General features: G+C 61.3%; 12 protein-coding genes. 6 read left to right on the top strand and 6 right to left on the bottom strand.

From position 1 onward, the window contains the following. Positions 1–137: 137 nt before the first annotated feature. The 6 genes from ACO1XS_RS06530 to ACO1XS_RS06505 form a co-directional block, all read right to left on the bottom strand. Positions 138–962, bottom strand: coding sequence for an anti-sigma factor (locus tag ACO1XS_RS06530; RefSeq protein WP_486390259.1), 825 nt, complete (start codon positions 960–962; stop codon positions 138–140). Next, positions 959–1,564, bottom strand: a complete 606-nt coding sequence (locus ACO1XS_RS06525; RefSeq protein WP_486390258.1) for a sigma-70 family RNA polymerase sigma factor — start codon at positions 1,562–1,564, stop codon at positions 959–961. The genes ACO1XS_RS06530 and ACO1XS_RS06525 overlap by 4 nt, the downstream gene beginning before the upstream one ends. Before the next feature lie 396 nt (positions 1,565–1,960). Continuing rightward, a complete protein-coding gene (locus ACO1XS_RS06520; protein ID WP_486390257.1) occupies positions 1,961–2,851 on the bottom strand; it encodes a phytanoyl-CoA dioxygenase family protein in 891 nt (296 codons plus the stop codon). A gap of 76 nt (positions 2,852–2,927) precedes the next feature. Then, complete coding sequence (locus ACO1XS_RS06515; protein WP_486390256.1) at positions 2,928–4,163, bottom strand: glycosyltransferase; 1,236 nt, start codon at positions 4,161–4,163, stop codon at positions 2,928–2,930. A gap of 59 nt (positions 4,164–4,222) precedes the next feature. Further along, positions 4,223–4,471, bottom strand: coding sequence for a DUF6137 domain-containing protein (locus ACO1XS_RS06510; protein ID WP_486390255.1), 249 nt, complete (start codon positions 4,469–4,471; stop codon positions 4,223–4,225). Between the two features lie 27 nt (positions 4,472–4,498). Continuing rightward, positions 4,499–6,109, bottom strand: coding sequence for a GMC oxidoreductase (locus ACO1XS_RS06505; protein WP_486390254.1), 1,611 nt, complete (start codon positions 6,107–6,109; stop codon positions 4,499–4,501). A 710-nt stretch (positions 6,110–6,819) separates the two neighbouring features. On the opposite strand from ACO1XS_RS06505, the gene ACO1XS_RS06500 reads away from it, so the two are divergent. The 6 genes from ACO1XS_RS06500 (at position 6,820) to ACO1XS_RS06475 (ending at position 15,494) form a co-directional block, all read left to right on the top strand. Then, a complete protein-coding gene (locus tag ACO1XS_RS06500) occupies positions 6,820–7,965 on the top strand; it encodes a 2-deoxy-scyllo-inosose synthase (RefSeq protein WP_486390253.1) in 1,146 nt (381 codons plus the stop codon). 220 nt (positions 7,966–8,185) lie between these two features. Beyond that, a complete protein-coding gene (locus ACO1XS_RS06495; RefSeq protein WP_486390252.1) occupies positions 8,186–10,006 on the top strand; it encodes a hypothetical protein in 1,821 nt (606 codons plus the stop codon). A 10-nt stretch (positions 10,007–10,016) separates the two neighbouring features. Continuing rightward, positions 10,017–11,264 carry an aminotransferase class III-fold pyridoxal phosphate-dependent enzyme gene (locus ACO1XS_RS06490; RefSeq protein WP_486390251.1) on the top strand — a complete coding sequence of 416 codons (1,248 nt, stop codon included), beginning with the start codon at positions 10,017–10,019 and terminating at the stop codon, positions 11,262–11,264. Continuing rightward, the gene (locus ACO1XS_RS06485) at positions 11,261–11,992 is read left to right on the top strand and encodes a PIG-L deacetylase family protein (protein ID WP_486390250.1); all 732 of its coding nucleotides are present in this window, start codon (positions 11,261–11,263) and stop codon (positions 11,990–11,992) included. Before ACO1XS_RS06490 ends, ACO1XS_RS06485 begins: the two co-directional genes overlap by 4 nt. Positions 11,993–12,152: 160 nt before the next feature. After that, positions 12,153–13,439, top strand: coding sequence for a DegT/DnrJ/EryC1/StrS aminotransferase family protein (locus tag ACO1XS_RS06480; protein ID WP_486390249.1), 1,287 nt, complete (start codon positions 12,153–12,155; stop codon positions 13,437–13,439). Positions 13,440–13,541: 102 nt separating this feature from the next. Continuing rightward, on the top strand, positions 13,542–15,494 hold the full coding sequence (locus ACO1XS_RS06475; protein ID WP_486390248.1) for an ABC transporter ATP-binding protein: 1,953 nt from the start codon (positions 13,542–13,544) through the stop codon (positions 15,492–15,494). Positions 15,495–15,521: the final 27 nt, after the last annotated feature.

The following is a 15,521-nucleotide window of genomic DNA, read 5'->3' as shown; positions in this document are numbered from 1 at the left end:
AGTGGTCCGTCGTGAGAGCGCCTGGCGTGCGCCGAGAGTACGTCTGGCCGCGGCACGGCTCGCGCGGCGCATGCCGGGAAACGCTCGATTTTATCACCGCGCCAACGACCGGCCCGGTGCGGCCGTCGTGCGCTCGCCTAAGCGGTCGCCATCAGCTTGCCCGCGCAGACCACCGGGCCGCTCGGCCCGCTTGCGCTCGTGGAGCCGCCGGGCGGCTCAACCGATACGGCGAGCCTTACATAGGCGTTCATATCGCGCACCTTCATATGCACGACCTTGCCCGGCGGCAACATGCCGAGCGAGACTGGCGCGCCGTGCTCGGGGATTCCCCAGAGCTGCTCCGAATGGCCCGGCGGTGCCGCATCGCCGCCGCTCATGCGGTGTGCACTCATCATCGCGCTTTTGTCGTCCCACATCACAAAGACCATCGTCTTGCTCGTCTTCACATCGGCCAGCGCCGCGACGTAGGACACGCGCTCGATCGCGTTCTCGTGGGCAACCGTGTCGCCCGCGCCGCCGCTTGCGGCGGATTGGACGGCGAGCGGCGCGGGCCGCAAAACGATGGCAAAGCCGATTGCGGCGGCCAATGCCGCACCGGTGGCCGCAAACGACCAACCCCGCCAGAACGCGAGACTGTCGAACCAGCGCCGATGGCGCTCGCGCGCGGCCACGGTGCGAGCGAGCACCCGATTGCCGGGCGCTTCGCCGGCCGCGCGGCGTGTCGAATCGGCCCATCCGAGCGCTCGTTCGATTGCCTGCCAGGTGCCTGTCGGAGGCGCGACGGCGGGGACCAGCTCGGGCAGCGCGCCAAGGCGAGCCTGCCACGCCGCGATAGCCGTGCGAATGGCGGTATCGTGCGCGGCGAGCGCTTCCAGCCGGCGTCGCGCGCCGCCGCGCAAGACGCCGAGTGCGTACTCGCCGGCCAGGCGATCGACGAGGCCCGGGTACCGGTGCAAATTCATTGCGTGGCCCCCATGCAGGTGCGCAGTTTCTCCAGGCCACGGCGCACCCACGATTTCACGGTGCCGAGCGGCACGGCAAGCGTTTCGGCGATTTCTCCATGGCTCGCGTCGCGCAGATAAGCGAGCGCCACCGCCTGCCGCTGATGGGCGTCGAGCCGCTGCATGCAGTACGCGAGGCGCCGCGCCGACTGGCTTACGAGCGCCGCGTCGACGGGGTCGCGCGAGTCATCCGGAAGGCTCTCGTCAAAGACATCGCTCCACTCGGCAAAACCGGCGAATCCGGCGTCCGCATCCGTTCGACCGACGTGCTGCCGGCGCAGGCAGTCGAGCGAGCGGTTGCGTACGATCGCGCTCATCCAGGTGAGCGGCGCCGAGCGCTCTTCCCGGTATTCGCCCGCATGGCGCCAGATATTGACGAATGATTCCTGCAAGGCTTCCTCCGCCCATTCACGCTTGACCAATATACGCAGCGCAACGCCAAACAGTTTCGCTGCTGTGAGCTCATAGAGCGCACGCATGGCCGCGGCATCCTGACGGGCGACGCGCGCGAGCAGCGCGGCGAGTACGGATGGCGTGGATTCGGCGGGAGAGGGGGGCGTCATAGGCGGCGGCGCCATTGCGGCGTTGCACGCTATCTTACGCGCTACACGCTTCATGCGGTGGGGCGAAAGCTTGATCTCCGGTTCGAACATCTGAAGATAATGAGCATCCCACGACCGTGCGGATGCGATGAACGAGGCGCTGCTCCAACAGAAACCTGCGCGTGAATGTCGGCGCACAACCGTTGCCGGCGGCGATTTCGTTCCTCAAGGGCTGCGCATCCAGTATCGCCCGGAGAAATCGAGCAACGTCTGCGGTCGGGGCCCTTGGAGGCTGACTTCATCAACGGTGCCTTCAATCGCTCTGCTGTAGGCGCGCTAGTCGAGCGCAGGGCGCGTTTTGTGCTCCTGTGCCAAATGGACGGCTTCGCGGCGAAGGCGTCAACGTTCCACAACCACTCACCCAACATCAGCTTCCCGAAGGAATGACTTCCGATCCTCGTTTTGCTCAGCCTTCAGCATTAGCTCCGCGCCCACGAGTTTGCCGGGTTGACACCGGCCTAGCACCGTCATCGGATCCTCGAACCCATGGACATAGCCCAGAGCGAACGCACCGCACTGATAGCCCATCAGGCGCAACAACTCGTCCGACAATGTGCGGGCGATCTCTAGCGGACAAGAGAGAAACTGGTTCTCCTCCTGCCGAAGCCAGCCGAGTGCGTAAGTTAGGTTGACAGCAGACCGAACGCGGTCGGAACGATTTTCGCCGCCCCCGTGATAGACCTTCCCATCGTAGACCAGCACCGAGCCCTTTTCCATCTCTGCCGGAAGGCTGTCTGCGACCTCAAATTCAATTCTGCGACCCACTCGATGACTGCCAGGGACGACGCGCGTGGCGCCCATCTCCTCGGTGTAATCTGTCATGGCCCACAGCGTGTTGCATTGCGCATGATAATCGAGGGGGAAATGGAACATGTCCCAGGCCACTTCGTCTTGATGCAGCGTCTGTGCGTTGGCGCCGGGATGAATGGACACGACTTGCGTGCAATGGATCTGAAAGGTCGTGGCGTGAGACAAAAAGCGCTGGGTTGTCTCGAGGATGATCGGATTGACGATCAACTCCCGCGCGGCCGGCGATCGAGCGATCAAGCCCCCGATGCGTTTGGTTCGTCTGCCGAGAATGCCGTCCGGCCCGAACGGCGTGGCCTCGATGTAGGGTTCAAGCTCGTCGGCAATGCGATCCATGGTAGCGGCCGGCACGAGTTTGTCGATGATGGCGTAGCCGTGCTCGCGCAGGCAGTGCTCTACTTCTGTTGCAGAAGCGCTGTTGGGAAGGTGAATCAGCGACACCGTCGGTTCCTTTGTGGAGGGTAACTTTTGGGTGGATGTCCTGTTGCGGCGCGGCATAACCGGTGCGACCCGATGGTCATGACTTAGCAGCCTTCGTTGAGTTGACTTGTGCCGACCGGTAAAGGTCCAAGGTCCGCGCGCACATCGCCGATGGGGCGTAGCGCCCCTCGACATAGGCCCGCAGCCGAGCCGGATGGACCTTGTCTGCATAGTGACCGGCCAGCAGCTCCTTAACCCGCGCGATCAGCGCGGGCGTATCCTGCGGTGTCACCAGCAGTTCAGGGGTGACGTCGCGCAAAATCTCCTGTAGGCCTCCGACAGCAAAGCCCACTACCGGCACGCCGGTGGCCAGGGCTTCGATGCTGGCACCCCCGAATTCCTCATATGTCGACGGCATAACGATCACACGACAGGCCGCCATTGCCAGCGGCACCTCGTGATTCGGGATAAAGCCCGTAATCGTCACCCATGCTTGCAGCCCGGCCTTATCGATGGCGCGCTGAAGGCGATCTCGTTGCGTTCCATCGCCGACGATTAGCAACTCGCACTGTTCGTCGCGGAGGGCGGCGGCGAGTGCGATGAGATGGGGCCAACCCTTCTCTTTCGCTATCCGGCCGACAAAGCCGACCGTTCTTTTCCGCAGGCCATGGCGCTCACGGAATGCGCTCACTGCCTCCGGTGGCGGCGGTGCGAACTGTGTTGTATCGACCACATCGGGGACGATCTCGACGAGCCGGGCATCGCGGGCGAGCACCCTGGCCGTTAGTTGGGTTAGGGCCATAGTTGCGAAGGCTTTGGCGATGGTTCGCTGCTCCAGCCGTCGAGCCAGCCGGTGTTGAAGCATATCCAGCCAGGAAGTTGGGGTATAGACCGCGAGACGGGAGCAGTGCACCGTCACGATCAACGGGCGCCGCAATAATCGAGGCGCCAGCCAAGCGACCAGCAGCGCAGGAATTTGTCCGTCCAAGTGCGCATGGACGATGTCGAAGTCTTGCTTGCGCGCTCGATGAAGTAATGCGCCCAGTGTCGCCGCCGCCCAAGACTGGGTTAGCCCGACTAGCCCGCTGAACTCGGAGCGGATCCGTGGCATGGGTACCATCATCCGCTCCACCCACAGAAACGGATGCAGCTGCCGAAGCTTGGGCAGCCCCGGAAAGCCGATTGTCATGACGTGCTGATGAATGCCAGCTTCCGCGAGCCAGACCGACTGTCGCCAAGTCTGCACCTGCATGCCGCCGACCGAATCGTAATCCATTGGCCACGATTCGACGTCTGGATGATGGAAAAAGGGAGTCAGCTTCAGGACTTTCATGGGAATCGAGCCTTCGGCAAATCATAGTGATGACGGGCAAAGACTGCACGCTTGCTCGGTCAGAAGATAATGTCACCAGCAAGCTTGGCGTGCAGCGCGCGCATTAGGGCATCAATGGAGATCGATCTCTTAGTTGACGTCAACATGCCAGTGTGAATGTCGAGGGTCGCTTCCAGTCGACTGAAAATCTGTTCCCAGTCGCGGGCATTCAATTCGATTCTGTCGAGGGCTACGATAGCCTTTGGCTCCTCGCCGGTTACATTGCAGATCGTATGGATGATGAGCTGGCGGATGAACTCGGGCGTCATAATCGTGGTCGCTTTTATCAACGTTCTTTAAGAAGCAGCGGGTTGCTGCACTCGCGAGGTGTCCGCATGACCAGTTGCCTCTCGAGCGATTAGGCGAGCGATTCGCAGTGCATTGGCCTGGATCGTCAGAGTGGGATTCAATCCGCCGGGATAGGGCATATAGCTACCGTCCGCGACGTAGACGTTATCCAGTGAATGGAGCCTACCATCCCGATCTACCACCGAAGTCCGCGGATCTTTGCCCGCGCGGCAGGTGCCATGCAGATGGGTACTGCCCGCGGCAAAGTTCGAGGCTTGGTGACGAATATCTCGTGCGCCGGCGGCCTTTAGCCAGTCGGCGGAGCGTTCTAGCATGTACGCCAAGCGCGCTAGGTCTCGCGAGTCCGTCGTGTAGTCGATCATGATTTTCGGCAGGCCCCAGCGGTCCGTGCTACTGGAGAGACGCACCCGATTCCCGAGAGAGGGGTGGTCTGCAAGAATGGTTTCGACTCGCAATAGCAGACCGTCGACCTGCAAAGGGCGCCAGTCATCGTGCTTGGCTTCGTAGATCAGTCCACCAACACCATTCGGACACCGTCCATCGAGATAATGGTCGAGCACGCAGACCGTCGAGAACGGCCCGCGATAGCCAACTGGATGCGCGTCCATTTGTTGTCGATCCGCCTTCGCAATGCCCTGCGAGTATTCGCTTAGCTTCATGCAGAGCCCTCGACCGACAACGCCATGCTCATTCCCGAGCCCACTGGGCGCATAGGGTGTAACTGAACGCAGCAGCAAGGCGGCCGTCTGAATCGCATTGCAGGCCAGGACGAAGCGATGCCCTCGGATGGATCGAGCATGGCCGGTCCCGACATCCATACATTGCACGGCATTGACGCGATTACGCTTCTCCTGCGTCAGCGCGAGAGCTTTAACGCCGGTCAGCAGCACTAGATTGGATGCATCAGCCAGCGGGCCGAGAATGGCTTTCACCGCATCGCGCTTGGCGCCGCGCGTGCATTGCGCCGAGATGCAAAGCGAGCAGTAATTGCAAAGGGCACGATCGATTGCTACGGGGGTAGCGCGGGGCGAAAGGCCTAATCGGAGCGCACCATCCCACAGGTGTTCCGCAGGCAGGCTCAAAGATTCGGGGGGCTGTCGCCGTTCGCACACGAACCCCGCGTGATCGATGGAAAGACGCGACTCCATCTCCTGATAAAAGGGAAGGAGGTCGGCGGCATCGATGGGCCACTTCACCGGCAGCCCGTCGACGCGAATACGTTCGCTGGGGTCGAAGTCGAACTCGGTGTACCGGAATGACGCGCCGCCGTAGAAGACGGTGCCACCGCCAAGATTACGCGTACTCCATGGCCATCCGCGCGAATTCCAACCCTGCGCGTCATTGCCAGCCAACGCGTTATCGGCGTCCGCATCCACGGCTGCATTCTCTGCACTCGCATTGAGCCTAGCGCCTTCTTCCAGCAACAGCGTGCGAAGCCCGGCACGTACAAAGGTCTCTGCTGCCACGGCACCACCAGCGCCGCTGCCGATAACGACTACATCGAAAGGGTCCCCAAGCGAGACCTCAGACCGAAGCCCGTGCCTGTGCGACGCGCCAAGAGCAAGGTGTTCAACGAACGGTGTCAATGAAGAGGTCATCTCGATGTTAGTGTTGTTGCATGGAGAGGGCCGGACGAAATCTCGCTTTTCGCGTCTAAAAGGTTTCCCCTGTTGATCCGCTGCATGAACGCAGCCCAGTCCCGATCAGCGCCTTGCAGGCGTTTGTCGCCATTTCCCCAACGCGCGTTTGCTATCGAGCAAACGCATGGTGCCGGCAAGCGCACTGAAAATTCGCTACGCTCAATCGTTTTCGGACGAAGTTACCCTGCACATATCTCGTTCCTCTCTCGGCGAGAAAGCGTTGCCGCTTCGTCACGCGCCTCGTGCCTGCGATTTCCGCTTCCGCGAAGCGGATCTGGCTTTCATCGTCGTCGGCCCGCTTCGTGAAGTGCCTTCTATATCCGTCCTCGGCTCCGTCCCGGATACGCCTTAGCTTCATTAACCATCATTTCCTTAACGCCCCTCGCATACATCGCAGCGCACGAAGTTATGGGTACGGTGATTTGGTCCGAAAATGGTCGGCGGGGGGAGTTGACGGGGCGCTTGCAGCCACCATACGTCGATGTAGTGGCAAACGCGCGTTAGGCGAAACGATGACAAACGTCTACGAGACGCTGATACCGCATGCTAGCAGCTGCGGACCCGCAGTCGATTCGCTGTAGGCGCAGGGGGTTTAAACAACGGGGAAAGCGAGATTTCATCCCGCTGTGCTCGATGCGACAACGCCAGTGAAAAGGAGAACGTGTTCTATGCACAACCTGCAACTCCAATTTGAAAACGAGTGTTGCCCTATATGGATCGGGACTCGATGTGTGGATGAGATCGTCGTCAGGTTGCGTGACTTTAAGGCCTCGAGCTATCACTTAATCACTGACAGGACCGTCGCTCGGCTGTACGGAGATGCATTGTTTGATCGGCTCGCTGCTAAGGTGCCGGCCAGGCTCTGGATTGTCGAGGAGGGCGAGTCGACGAAGTCCATGGCAACGGTTGAGCACCTGGCCCAGGAAATGGTGTGCGCGGGCATCGATCGTAGCGGTTTGATCGTCGCCGTTGGTGGCGGGGTCATTGGTAACCTGGCCGGGTTGACAGCCGCTTTGCTGTTTCGCGGCATTCCTCTAGTGCATGTGCCGACGACCCTGATTGCCGCGGCAGATTCAGTGGCCTCACTTAAACAGGCGGTGAATTTGCCGCAGGGTAAAAACTTGTTGGGCTCTTTTCACAAGCCGACAGCGGCGCTGGTGGATATCAGCTTTCTGCAAACATTGCCTGCTTCGCAAATTCGATCAGGCATGTACGAGATCATAAAGAATGCAGTGACCGTGGCGACGGAGAACATCCCGTTACTTGAGAGTGGATTGAACTCCAACGCACGCTATTCCGATGCCGAGTTAATGCTCATCGTCCAAGCCGGCCTGCTTGCCAAGCAGAAGGTCATGATTGTCGATAAATGTGAGCGTAAGCAGGCGCTCGTATTCGAGTATGGCCACACGGTAGGCCATGCCATCGAGTTGGCGGCGAATGGTCGTGTGCCGCACGGCGAAGCCGTCGGCCTCGGAATGATCGTGGCGGCGGAAGTGGCCGGTCGTCTCGGGTTGCTGCGCGAGGCCGACGTGGAGCTTCACTATCGGCTGCTGAAGCGCAATGGACTGGCGGTGCGATTGCCCGCCGGCGTTACCGTCGGAGCGGTGATGTCGTTGCTGCGCACGGACAACAAGCGCGGCTATGTGTCCGCCGGATCAGATCAGGTGGCCATGATCTTGCTGAAGGGTCTGGGGATTCCCGGCGGACCAATCGATAGGCCTTTGACGCTAGTGCAGTCCTCACTGGTTCAGTCGTGCATAGAGGCCTGCTTGGCCGAGGTTGCAAATGTTGCAGTCGAGGAGGCCAAGCTGTGATTGGTTCATTCTGGTCCAACCAGGGTCAGCGATCCAGCGTTCCGCAACATCGTGAGCAAGGCATTCTGCATTGTGCGTTGTACCCATTGCAGGACGGAGATGTCCTAGATCTGCGCCGAGAAGACCGTGAATTCAGTTGATCGCAGCGCCGGGATCGCTCCAAGCCGCATCAAGAGTTCATCAACTGGCCTGCCCATGTATCTCTCAACAGAGGACCACGATGAGCGATTCCGCCATTGAATGCCTTGCGGGGATGATTCGCATCGACATCCGACAAGCGCTGGGCCGGTTGCGCGCCGCCGCTGGTCAGGGGAACTTGGACCGATACCTAGTGGCCTGCGCCGCCGTGCAATTCTGGGCCGACCTCCTTGCCACCCGTCAGTCGGGGGGGGATCTTATGGTCACGACGACGGACCAGATCGAAGGAGAGCTTCGTCGTGCAGAAGGCGAGGCCGATCATGCCGCACAGTCGCTGCTCGGCCATGTGGTGGCAGCGCCAGCGATGAACAATGACGTCGCCTTTGCATGCATCCAGTTCGGGGAGGATTCGAGGCCCGCTCTTCTGAGCAAACTGCTCCATCTGCCGATGCCGGAGTGCTGCGGTTACGACCTCGTAGACCTTGAGTTGATCGTTGGCGATGGCGAGCGGCTGACAGAGCAGGTGGGCATTGGCCGCCCCATGCTGGTCGTCGGGATCCGTACCGGGGGTACCTATCTCGCGCCGCTTTGGAAGGCCGCGCTGACAGGGCTGGGCGTCACTGACGCGCACTGGTGCACGGTGCGCCCGGAGACGGGACACGAGGCGTTCGATGGACTAGCGACCGGTCAGGCCTGGTTGGAGCGCCGGGTCGCGCCGGTGGTTGTGGTGGTGGACGATCGGCCGGATACGGGGGGCACGATGGAACGCGTGGCAGCCGTGCTGCGCGCGCCCGGCATCGAGTTGTGGTTCTCCAGCGTCGGGAAGCTTTGGCGCGGTCCGGCGGGACATCCTGCGCCAACGCCCGCGCCAGTACCCGTGATGCGCGACCGTCGGTATCCACGGCTCTGGGAGTGTTTGCTAGTTAATGAACATCCGACATTCATCGCGCGGCTACGGGGCGTGCCAGGTCTGCATGCGCTTCCCGACCATGTGCAATTGGAATTCCGATGTCCGCAAGGCGAGGCGCGTTATGGACTCGGCCGTCCCTGGTTGCCGTGGAATGACCTACAGGTTCTGAATGGGCGGCGGCCATTGGTGAATCCGCGGAAGACGCCGCTCGCGGTCTGCGGACCTGATCGTCGCGCGCTGTTGCACCTGCGTTTCGTTGGTGAAGGCGTATTCGGTAAGGCGGAGTTCCAGCGGGTGCTGGAAATGGGCAGCGCGCGCCCAGCGTGGTTCATCGATGGCTATGTTGTCTCTGTCGACATCGGAGCAGCGCGGCCGTTCCGGAAGCAGTTTCATGGCGCGAGCCCGTCTTTGCGTGCCGACCTGCTATCGCAGGCCGCGAACTGGTTGAGTGTCCTTACACATCAAGCCGTCGCATGTACACACAACAGCGGAGCGGCGATGGCGCTCGGCCCCCGCTGGTCAGCCATCGTAGACGCTATGCGAGAGCGATGCGACCCATTGCTAAAGGTGCCGAAACCGTTGGGTGCTTTTTTGTCGCGGCCAGTACCGTGGCTAGGGCGGACCGGCAAGGCGATTCGTTCGTCATTGCGCTATGCCTGTGGCGGGTGGCATTGGCAGGTCGACGAGCAGGGGCGAATTCATCGCTTTCAGCTGGAAGCGAATTGGGGCGACGTCAGCTTTCCTGAACTGGAGGTGGCAGCCTTCAGTTTGGAGAACCGCCTGACGCTTGCGGACGCTCGGCACCTTGCGTCACTGTGCGGCCTGGCCTATTCGAGCGTCCGTGAGACGTTGCCGCTGGCCGCGCTGACGATCGCCGAGGCCAGAGTGCGAAGCGTGAGGACGCTCAGCGATGGCGGTCGCCTCGCCTTATGCCAAGACTTCCGTCAGTTGCTTATGACGACCTCTGAATTGGCCGGGTTCGATATACATTGAACAGGACGAAATGGACAGACCGAACAACATCGTTACCCGCATCTACACCGCGCCGCCCAGGCTGCGTGCCGTCCATTCCAGTGGCGCCAAGGTGACGCTCTCGGACGGAAAACAGTACATCGACCTGATGAATGGTAAAGGCTGCGTCACCCTCGGGCATCATCACGCAGCGGTGAATGCGGCGATAACCCGTCATCTACAAAGCGAGGGGGCGTCGATTACGTGCTGGAGCGACCAGCACGAGGAGCTCGCGAATCGGATCATCGGCGACGTGGGCATGGATAACGCCCATTTGGCTTTTTTCAGCACAGGCACGGAGGCCTGCCGGGCTGCCGTCCAGGTTGCACGGCAGTTTTCCGGTCGACGGCTTGTTGCCAGCGCGGGCTTTCATGGTTGGGGCGACTACTGGGTCAGCGCTGATCGCCTGCTCGATGCTAATGCCAGCGGCATTATTGACTTCTACTTTGTGCCCGAACTGCTCGAACGACTGCTCGAGCAACATCGCGGGCAGGTGGCCGTGGTGATTCTGTCGCCGGACTATGTCCATCTGCAACCCGATACGCTGCGTCGGCTGGCGGAAATCACCAGCCGCGAGGGTGTCCTGCTGTGCTGCGATGACGTCAAACAAGGCTATCGCTCGGTGCCCGCTTCCCGATTTCCTAAGACGGTCGGTTTCCACGCGGATTTGTACACCTTTGCCAAGGGGCTGGCGAATGGCCATCGACTGTCGTGCCTGATCGGTCGACCCGATGTGATGGCGTTGGCGAAGGAATTCACCTATACCGCCTATTTCGACACAATCCCGATCGTGTCGGCGTTGGCCACGCTGGAGTACATGGCGAACCAGGATGGCTATCAGCGGCTCGTTCAGTGCGGTGCCACCCTGGCCTCCGAAATGCGGGACTCCGTGCGGCGGAGCGCACTACCGATTGATATTTACGGTGACGGCCCGATGCTTCAGATCGTCGCTGCAACCGAGGCCATGGACCGAATCCTGTACGCGAATTGTGCTGCGGCTGGTCTGCTGCTGTATGAAGCGGATAATCAGGCGGTCTCGTTGGCAACAGCTGATGTGCTGGACGAATTGCTTCAGCGCTTCGAAACCGCGCTGGCTGCCACGTCGCGCCAGTTGGGAGCGATCGGCACCATGCCGGTAAGCCTGCAGCGACGCTTCCAGGCAGCCTTCAGCATGATGGACGGGGCCACGGACATCATTCCCGCTGAGCAGGCCATTGAGTGGATCGGAATGAATCGATGATCCCATCGACCTTGAAATCGATAATGGACAAGAGGGCCTTGCTGCTTTCGCCGCACGCGGATGATGTTGCATATTCGATAGGTGGCATCGTAGCTCACCTTTCCGGGCGGACGAAGATTCAACTGACGACGGTCTTCGGGCGCAGCGGGTGGGCGCTCCCACAGGCGCTGCGACGGCATTCCGTGGACGCCATATCGGCGATGCGGGAGCGGGAGGATCGGGCCTACTGCGAGCGACGTCGGATCGATTACGCCCTTCTGCCCTGTCCTGACAGTTTCGTGATGGGCTATGACGAGGCGAAGGAGCTTAGCGTAGCACCTGATGATGATCCGCGAACCGCGAACGTCGTAAAGCTGATTGGCAACTCCGCGGCGCGTCTGCAGCCTGATCTCGTACTAGCGCCGTGCGGCCTTGGCGGACATGTTGATCACCAAATCGTGCGGGCTGCAGCGGAAGCACTGGGTCAGGTCGATGTCCTTTACTACGAGGACGTTCCCTACAGCGCGAGATTACCGCTGGCCGTGCTCAATAGGCAGCTTACCGGTCAAGGCCTGGCGCCAGCCGTGACGATCGATATCGAGAGCGTGTTGGAAGCAAAGCGCGATGACATGTGGGGCTATCGCTCTCAGACTAGCGCGCCGACCATTGCCGACATGCTGCTGCATGCTAGTCGTGTCGGCGCGGGCATCGCGCGGTACGCGGAGCGCCTATGGCGCCGCGCGAATTGACGGACGGTCGTGCAATGCGCGCACCGAACTCGATACTCCACGCGCATAGCCCCATTTCCATGCCGTGGCCAACGTGAATCGGGTCGGTAAAGCAGATCGCTCCGCATAAACGTCAAGCGGACGTTCCGGCTGCCTGCACTATCTTGATGAACGATGATTTATGGAGGTATCCCTGTTGGAAAAGCTGGCAATTCACGGAGGCGCTGCCGTTGTTGATGGACATTGGCCGGATTGGCCACAGAGTAGTGAGAACACGCGGCGCAACATTGACGCGGTGCTCGGCAGCCACCGTTGGTCAATAAGCGGTCAATACCGCGGGCAGGCATCGTGGGAAGAGCGTTTCGGGCAGGCGTTTGCGGCCTACACCGGCGCCGCATTTTGCGTTCCATCCGCGACGGGCACCGCTAGTCTGACCATGGCGTTGGAGGCCTGCGAGGTCGGGGCACACGACGAGGTGATCGTGCCCGGCGTGAGTTGGGTCGCATCAGCGTCGGCGGTACTCGGCGTCAATGCGATCCCTGTACTAACCGATGTCGAGCCGGAGACCGGTTGCCTGGATCCGTCGTCGCTTGAGCGTGCCATCACGTCGCGTACGCGGGCGATTACCGTGGTCCATCTTGGATCGGCCGTCGCCAACCTGGATCGCCTGGTGGCAATCGCCCAAGAGAGATCGATTCCGTTGATCGAAGATTGCGCTCAGGCGCATGGGGCTCGCTACGCCGGGCGGCACGTCGGGCGCTTCGGCGCAGCCGGTACCTTCTCAATGCAGCACAGCAAGTTGCTGACGAGCGGCGAGGGCGGTTCGGTGATTACGGACGACGCCGGCTTGGCGCGCCGCTTGGCGCATCTGCGGGCCGACGGCCGCACATTGTCTGTGCAGCCGCCACAGATGAACGAGATGGCGCTGGTCGAGACCGCTGACATCATGGGCAGCAATTACTGTCTCTCTGAGTTTCATGCGGCCATCTTAGTGGCGCAATTGGAGATGTTGGACGAGCAACTTGAACGGCGCCGTCGCAATGCCTCCGCGCTGGATAGCTTACTGATTTCTCTAGGTTTTTCACCACAAGCGACCGCCGTCGGCACCACGGCTCGTGCACATTACACCTACGTCGTCCGACTGCCGCAGTCGATCGTCGAGGCCGCGGGCGTCGAGCGATTCGCCGCGGCGCTGAGTGCTGAGATCCGGTTGCCCTGTAAGCCGATGTACAGCGCACTCAGCCGGAATCGTTTGTACAAGCCGTTCTCGCGCAAGCGGTTCGCGCTGGACAAGGACTTTACCGACGCTATTGATCCGTCCCGTTACCACCTGCCCGTAGCGCATGCGTTCTCGCGATCCTGCATTGCACTGCCCCACCGCATGCTTTTGGCCGATGCGGACGCGATGGTCCGTGTGGCCGCCGCCTTCGAGAAATTGTCCCTATCGATCGATGACCTCCGTGCCTGACAGAACGCACTACCTGCTTGTTCATCGCTCGGTCCGGGCGCATCTTCCGTAGTCCGGACGGACGTATGGCGATGGTCGTGGACAGTCTGAGAGGCCGATACCTTGTTCAGTTTCTTCGAAAAACTACTTCACCCGTTCCCCACCGCGGAACCCCCGCTGCCACCCCAGGGTTTCGTCGCCTTCATGTTGGCATGCACGCGGGGTCTACGTGGGCAGCTCGCCGTCTTGGCGGTACTCACGGCCGTCGTGTCGGCGTTCGAGGCGTTGCTGTTTGCGATGCTTGGGCGCCTCGTCGATTGGCTCGGCACCCAAGTGCCGTCGCGCCTGTGGGCCGAGTGCGGTGACAGACTGTTGTTGGTGGCCGCATTGATGGCTCTCAGCATCGTCGTCGTGGCATTGCAGACCGTCGTCAAGCATCAGACGCTCACCGAGAATTTGCCGATGCGGCTGCGCTGGAATTTCCACCGGCTCATGCTGGGCCAGAGCATGGCCTTCTACCAGGACGAATTCGCAGGCCGACTCACGTCCAAGGTGCTGCAAACGGCGGTCGCGGTGCGCGAAACCATTTTCGTGCTGGCCGACGTCCTGGTCACGATGGGCGTGTATGTCGCAACCATGATCGTCTTGGCCGGCGTACTCGACATGCAATTGGTGTGGCCGTTCGTGACATGGCTCTGTTTGTATATCGCGTCGCTGTTCTATTTCGTACCCCGCCTCGGCAAGGTCGCCAGGGCGCAGGCCGATGCGCGCGCACTGATGACCGGGCGCGTGACAGACGCCTACGCCAACATCGCCACGGTCAAGCTGTTCTCGCACACGGGACGCGAGGCAGACTTCGCGCGCGAGGCGATGCGGGAATTCATGCACACGGGCTACAGTGAGATGCGCATAGTGAGTGCCTTCGACGTTGTCAACCACCTGCTGACCCTGGGCCTCACCGCCGGCGTGACGGGTGCGGCGCTTTGGTTGTGGTCGCACGGCGCGGTGGGCGTGGGGGCTGTGGCTGCAGCCATCGCGATGGCTTTGCGGCTGCACGGAATGTCGCACTGGTTCATGTGGGAGATGACAAGCCTTTTCGAGAACATCGGCACGGTGCGGGACGGTATGAAGACGCTGTCGCGACCGCGCACCGTGCTAGACGCGGTCGACGCTCCCGTCCTCGACGTGCCGCGTGGCGAGGTGCGCTTTGCGCATGTCAGCTTCCGATACGCCGATACCGGCCGCCGAGTAATCGACGAACTTAACCTAACAGTCAAACCGGGCGAGAAGATTGGTCTGGTAGGTCGCTCGGGGGCCGGCAAATCGACGCTGCTGAACCTGCTGCTGCGCTTTCATGACCTGGAGAGCGGCCGCATTCTGATCGATGGGCAGGATATTGCGCACGTCACGCAGGACTCGCTGCGCAGACACATTGGCATGGTCACGCAGGACACGTCGCTGCTGCACCGCTCAGTGGCCGACAACGTTGCCTACGGCCGACCTGACGCTACGCTATCGCAGATCGAGGCGGCAGCCCGGCGTGCCGAGGCCCATGAATTCATTAAGAACTTGAGGGATGCAGGCGGCCGGACCGGGTACGAGGCGCACGTGGGCGAGCGCGGCGTCAAGCTTTCGGGAGGGCAGCGTCAGCGTATCGCAATTGCGCGTGTGATGCTCAAGAACGCGCCGATCCTGCTACTCGATGAGGCCACCAGTGCGCTCGACTCCGAAGTAGAAGCCGCGATTCAGCACAGCCTCTACCGCCTGATGGAAGGTAAGACGGTAATCGCGATCGCGCACAGGCTGTCGACCCTCGCGGCGATGGACCGGCTGATCGTTCTTGATGAAGGCCGTGTGGTCGAAGAAGGCGATCACACGAAGCTGCTCGCCCAAGGCGGCCTCTATGCGCGGCTGTGGGCCCACCAAAGGGGTGGGTTCCTGGGAGATATACCGGATGAGGCAATGCGATCCAATGATGACGCTACTGAAAGTCCACACGTGGACCTCATGCGCTTTGACTCGGTCAACGGAGATCGGCGGGCATCTTCCAAAGCAAGAGTGACTCCCAGCTGCTAGCCCGCTAGATGGGCCGCAGCACCCCAT

The organism is Trinickia sp. (assembly GCF_057351765.1).
The sequence above is the reverse complement of the archived record's forward strand: the minus strand, read 5'-3'. Positions and strand labels throughout refer to the sequence as shown.